This is a genomic window from Aquabacterium sp. (assembly GCF_004297345.1).
In the GTDB taxonomy this organism is placed as follows: domain Bacteria; phylum Pseudomonadota; class Gammaproteobacteria; order Burkholderiales; family Burkholderiaceae_C; genus Aquabacterium.
This window is the reverse complement of the sequence record NZ_SCTN01000033.1, coordinates 1-5,189: the sequence shown is the minus strand read 5'-3', so window position 1 is coordinate 5,189 and position 5,189 is coordinate 1. Positions and strand designations below refer to the sequence as shown.

Here is a 5,189-nt window from a genome sequence, read left to right as displayed (position 1 = left end):
GAAGTCTTGCATCCAGGTGCGCAGGCCTATGCGCATCGTGATGAGTTGTCGCCCAACGCCATCTCTTGTGTGCTCAAGGTGAGTGCGGCCGGGCGCAGCGCTTTGCTGACTGGGGACATCGAGTCAGCGCAGGAGGCTGAACTGGTGGCGCAGGACGCGAATTATTTGGCGGGTCATTTGCGCAGCACGGTGCTCATCGCGGCACATCACGGCAGCCAGACATCGTCGACAGCAGGCTTCCTGCAGGCCGTTGGGCCTGAGCAAGTGGTGATTCAGGTGGGGCGACGCAACCGATATGGACACCCATCCCCATCCGTGTTGGCGCGCTATGAATCGATGCGGCTGAACTGGGTGGCCAGCCCGTCTTGCGGGGCGTATATCTGGTTCAGCGATGATGCTGATGCGCTTGTGCAAGATGGCACACGCTCGGCAGATCAGCCGCATCTGGGAGCGTGTTGGCGCCCGGCGCACCATCGCTATTGGGACCAGCCTTCCCCGATGGCTTCGCTACGGCCCCATGGGTGATCAGTCAGTCGCGGGCGTCTTTGGTCTGGCTGGCCAGAATCTTGTCGATGCGCTTGCCGTCCATGTCCACGACTTCAAAGCGCCAGCCTTCCCACTCCACCGAGTCGGTGGTCTGAGGCAGACGGCCCAGCAGCAGCATGACCATGCCGGCCAGGGTGTTGTAGCGGCCACGGTCTTCGTCAGGCAGGGACTTGATCTCCAGCCGGTCCTTCAACTCGGGCACGGGGATGAGGCCGTCAATCAGCCAGGAGCCGTCTTCGCGTTGAATGGCCCAGGCATCGTCGGCTTCGAGCGGGGTGAACTCGCCTGTGATGGCTTCCAGCACGTCGCGCAGGGTGATCACGCCTTGGACTTCGCCGTACTCATCGACCACGAAGACCATCTGGGTGTCGTTTGCACGGAAATGCTCCAGCAACTCCATGCCCGAGAGGGTTTCGGGCACGAACACGGCGTGCAGCAAACCTTCGCTCAGGTCATTGTGTTGTTGCTGGGTCAATTGGTGCAGCAACTGCTGCGCGGTGATCACGCCCACCACATCGTCCAGGCCGCCACGGCAAACCGGGTAGCGCGAGAAGCCATGCTTGGCAATGGTCGCGAGGTTCTCCGATATCGGGGCCTCGATGTTCAGCCAGGCGATGTCGCTGCGAGGAATCATCATCGAGCCGATCTGGCGTTCATCCAGGCGGAACACGTTGCGCACCATCTGGTGCTCGTGCGCCTCGATCACGCCAGCATCCAGGCCTTCTTCCAGTTGGGCCGCGATTTCTTCTTCTGTCACGCTGCGTGCACCGCTGTCTTTGACACCGATGAGCTTGAGGATGAACTCGGTCGTGGCGGCCAGCATGCGCACGAAAGGCTTGGTCATGCTGGACAGCCACTTCATGGGCGGGGCCACGAGGCGTGCCACCGTTTCAGGGTAAAGCTGACCGACCCGCTTGGGGACCAACTCGCCAAAAATGATGGTCACGACAGTGATGATCAGCACGACCAGGCCGGTGGCCGTCAGGGCCGCCGCACGCTCATGCAAGGCGAGGTTGGCCTGCAGCCAGTGAGCCAGTGGCTCTGAAAACGCGGCATCGCCGACGATGCCGTTGAGCACACCCGTGGAGGTGATACCGATTTGAACGGTGGACAGGAACTGCGTGGGGTTATCGTGCAGATCAATCGCAGCCTGGGCGCCAGAGTCGCCGGTTTCGGCCATGACCTGCAAACGTGCCTTGCGGCTGGAGGCCAGCGCCATTTCGGACATGGCAAAGCAGCCGTTGAGCAGGGTCAGAAAAAACAGTAGAGCAAGTTCCATGAGTGGCGCCGCGTCTGGCAAAGCCTGGCTGGGCCGTCTGTAAAGGGTCTATAAGCGTAGCAGAATCCGTTCCATGATCTATCTTGTTGGTGACTTGCAAGGTTGTTGCAATCCGTTCGAGCGGCTGCTGCAAACCGTTGATTTCTCGCCCTCCCGCGACCACGTCTATGTGCTGGGCGATTTGGTGAACCGGGGGCCGGACTCCCTGGGCGTCCTGCGCCGGTTGCGCGAACTCGACAACGCCGCGACCTGCTTGCTGGGCAATCACGATCTGCACCTGCTGGCTGTGGCGCACGGCGTGCGCAAGCCGCACCGCAGCGATACGCTCGACGAGATCCTGAACGCGCCCGATCGCGACGACTGGCTCAACTGGATACGCCAGCGCCGGCTGGCCGTGCATGAACACGGCTGGCTGATGGTGCACGCGGGTGTCGTCCCTCAATGGGATGCGGCTCAGACCGTGGCGCTGGCGGCAGAAGTGGAGGCCATGCTGGCTGGGCCCGACGTGGGTGAGTTCCTCACGCGCATGTATGGCAATGAGCCCGACAAGTGGGATGACAGCCTGCAGGGCGTGCCGCGCTGGCGTTGCGTGGTCAACAGCCTGACCAGGCTGCGGTTTTGCTCGGTGGACGGCACGATGGAGTTCGCCACCAAAGAGGGCGTGGGCGGTGCGCCGGAGGGTTTCATGCCCTGGTTCGACGTACCGGGCCGCCGAACGGCCAACACGCCAGTTGCATTTGGGCATTGGTCTACCCTGGGTTTGATTAACAGGGATGACTTGATGGCGCTCGATACCGGTTGCATCTGGGGTGGACAGCTCACAGCCGTGCGTGTCGATGGCGCCACGCGGGAGCTCATTCAGATCGATTGTCCGCAGGCACAGAAGCCGGGCAAGGGCTGACACGCACAAAGCCATCTACAATGGCGGCTTCAAAGGGTGTGTGGCCGAGCGGTTTAAGGCACCGGTCTTGAAAACCGGCGAGGGTTTATCCCCTCCGTGAGTTCGAATCTCACCGCACCCGCCAATCCAAGTCGTTGATCTCCCTAGGAAACTAGGCGAATCAACCACTTAGGAGCGGCGACAGTTGCGCTCCCTGCACAAGGGCATCAACTGGCCGAATACTTCAGCAGCGCTTGCTTGCTGGCCCAACTGGCGCTGCTGGTTTGAGCTTGCGACATGGAGGTCGCGGCACTAAGCAAGGCGCTTTGCTGCTGCTTCAAGGCGAGCGCTCGCTCGCTCGATTTTGTCGACGCCACATTCAGTCGCCCCTTGTCGGCCAGTTCTGATTCAGCTCGTTTTCCTATGACCTTGCCAAGCTGGGACAGGGTGGCGGTCGTAGCGTCAGGGGCATTTGCCAGGCTCTTTTGCAGGACAGATGCGTCAAGCGCGAGCGTCCCATCTTGCTGTCGAGTGATGCCCAATTTATTGAGTTGTGATCTTGATGAGTCCGTTGATGACAGTGTTCTCTTCGACTCGACCAATGTCCTGCTTGCATTTGTCTGGCTCTGACCGCTCGTATTGCTGGCGGTGTTGGCCTGCTTGATTGCGTTGTTGAAAGTAGCGATGAAACTTTCAACCATCTTGACGGCGTCAGAGGCAGTTGTTTTGCTGGAGATGCCGCCCAGGGCATTGGATGCGGTCGCCAGGCTGGAGACGGTAGCTTTGTACTGACCCAGTTGCGAGATCGACGTGGACTCTGATTGAGCCTGCGCGACGATGCGCTCATGCGCCCTGGCTAGCGCTGGCGAGATTTTGCTCAGCGCTGCTGATGCTTGGCTTTGAGCGGCTGTCGTCGATGATGAGCCGTTGCTCTGCACTGGCGCCGCTGTAACGGTGTTCACTGACAGGGTGCTCATGCCTTCTCCACGCAATTGATTTCACTGTTCGAACACACTGCCAGCACCCGGCGCAAGGCCATGCAGCGAAAAGTGCGGTGAACGGGGCCAACTTCTGGCATCGGGCATTCCCTGACGGGCTACACAAAACGCTTTGTACTGTATAAAATGACAGTATGGAAGCGCCCCTCAAAACTGCCTGGATAGCCCGCTGCATCAAGCGTCTGGCCGAGCTTCAGCCTGGTCTGATGCCGGCTGCTGCGGCCCGTGCGGCTGAGCGTCTGTGGCAGGACGAACGGGGCCATGTGCCGCCCGAAGAGTGGGCGGAGATTGAGGTCAGAAGCTGGGCCCGTCAGGGACCTTGAGCCCGTACCTCCTTCCCGATTTTTGACGTCTTGAACCCTGGCTGTCGCGGCATGTGCTGCGCGACGGGCCTGGCAGGGCTTCTCAACCGTTCAACTCAAACAGGAGCGCGTCATGATGAGCGTGAAGCCGCCGCATTGCCTTTTCAATCGTGTTAACCGGGTACTCGATCGCTTGCAGAACGTCGTTCTGGGCGATTGGTGGATTGATCTGATGCTCATGCTCTTTATTGTGAGCATGATGCTGTACGAGCATTACAACTGAACGGCACAACCGGTCTGCTGACTGTTGTGAGGCCTTGGGCATCAGCGATTGTCAGCGACGCAGACCTGCTGATCAAAGAAAACAGCCCATCGGCCTAGGAGCGACGGGCTGTGTGGTCGGCCATTCCTACCGGAAGACCTGATCCAGTCGGGCGATCCCTGGATCTACCCCTGCGAAGGGGAGCCACCAGATCGGTGGCGTGGTGCAGCAAGACCGCCTTGCCTGCCTGATCGAGTCAGACTGAGCACCCATTCTTGGCGCCGTTACCCGGCTACCCTGTCTGGCGTTGATTACCTCAATGCGTCGACGGAATTCAGTATCTCGCCACCAGCGTGTTTTGTCGCGTGAATTTTCACGTACATCAAGCGCAAAAGCCTTTTCGAGCCTTGGGTGTGCAAAAGTTGGCGGCACACTGTGCATCAATGTGATGGCAATGCGCCTGATGAAAGCGCTTTCAACATGGTTTGTGAACTCCTGACGGTCGCCCAGATGGCGCAGGCCGACGCAGCAGCGATTCGGTCTGGTACACCTGGCTTCACCTTGATGCAGGCCGCTGGTGATGCCGTGGTACGTGCCATCACCCAGCGCTGGTCTGTGCGTGAGACGGTGGTGCTGTGCGGCCCGGGCAACAACGGCGGCGATGGTTTCATCGTGGCGGCCCGCTTGCGCGAGCTTGGGTGGCCTGTGCGTGTCGCTTGCCTGGTGGGGGTGGATGAGCTCAAGGGTGATGCGGCCTTGGCTGCGCAAGTCTGGGTGCAAGGCCATGCAGGGGAGGCGGTCGAGACGGGTGCTGCGGTTGTTGGCGCGGTACAAGTCGATTGTCTGGATGGCGCTAAATTGTTGGTTGATGCGCTGTTTGGTGCCGGCTTGACGCGAGCCCTGGATGGCGCGGCAGCCGACG

At 60.4% G+C, this 5,189-nt stretch carries 6 protein-coding genes and 1 tRNA gene; 5 read left to right on the top strand and 2 right to left on the bottom strand.

Translation table 11 applies throughout. The features are described 5' to 3' along the window. Positions 1-525 (top strand): ComEC/Rec2 family competence protein (locus EPO09_RS00950; protein ID WP_367200032.1); only part of this gene is annotated, 525 nt, incomplete at its 5' end. A 4-nt stretch (positions 526-529) separates the two neighbouring features. Here EPO09_RS00950 and EPO09_RS00945 read toward each other — a convergent pair. Beyond that, complete coding sequence (locus tag EPO09_RS00945) at positions 530-1,825, bottom strand: hemolysin family protein (RefSeq protein ID WP_290639275.1); 1,296 nt, start codon at positions 1,823-1,825, stop codon at positions 530-532. 73 nt (positions 1,826-1,898) lie between these two features. Here EPO09_RS00945 and EPO09_RS00940 point away from each other — a divergent pair, with 73 nt between their 5' ends. Next, the gene (locus tag EPO09_RS00940; protein ID WP_290639273.1) at positions 1,899-2,726 is read left to right on the top strand and encodes a symmetrical bis(5'-nucleosyl)-tetraphosphatase; all 828 of its coding nucleotides are present in this window, start codon (positions 1,899-1,901) and stop codon (positions 2,724-2,726) included. Positions 2,727-2,760: 34 nt separating this feature from the next. After that, positions 2,761-2,850 (top strand) — tRNA-Ser (locus EPO09_RS00935). Positions 2,851-2,932: 82 nt separating this feature from the next. On the opposite strand, the gene EPO09_RS00930 is transcribed toward EPO09_RS00935, so the two are convergent. Beyond that, entirely contained in the window at positions 2,933-3,682 is a 750-nt protein-coding gene (locus EPO09_RS00930) for a hypothetical protein (RefSeq protein WP_290639272.1), read from the bottom strand. A 456-nt stretch (positions 3,683-4,138) separates the two neighbouring features. On the opposite strand from EPO09_RS00930, the gene EPO09_RS00925 reads away from it, so the two are divergent. Then, complete coding sequence (locus EPO09_RS00925) at positions 4,139-4,288, top strand: hypothetical protein (RefSeq protein ID WP_290639270.1); 150 nt, start codon at positions 4,139-4,141, stop codon at positions 4,286-4,288. A 459-nt stretch (positions 4,289-4,747) separates the two neighbouring features. Continuing rightward, positions 4,748-5,189 (top strand): NAD(P)H-hydrate epimerase (locus tag EPO09_RS00920; RefSeq protein WP_290639268.1); only part of this gene is annotated, 442 nt, incomplete at its 3' end.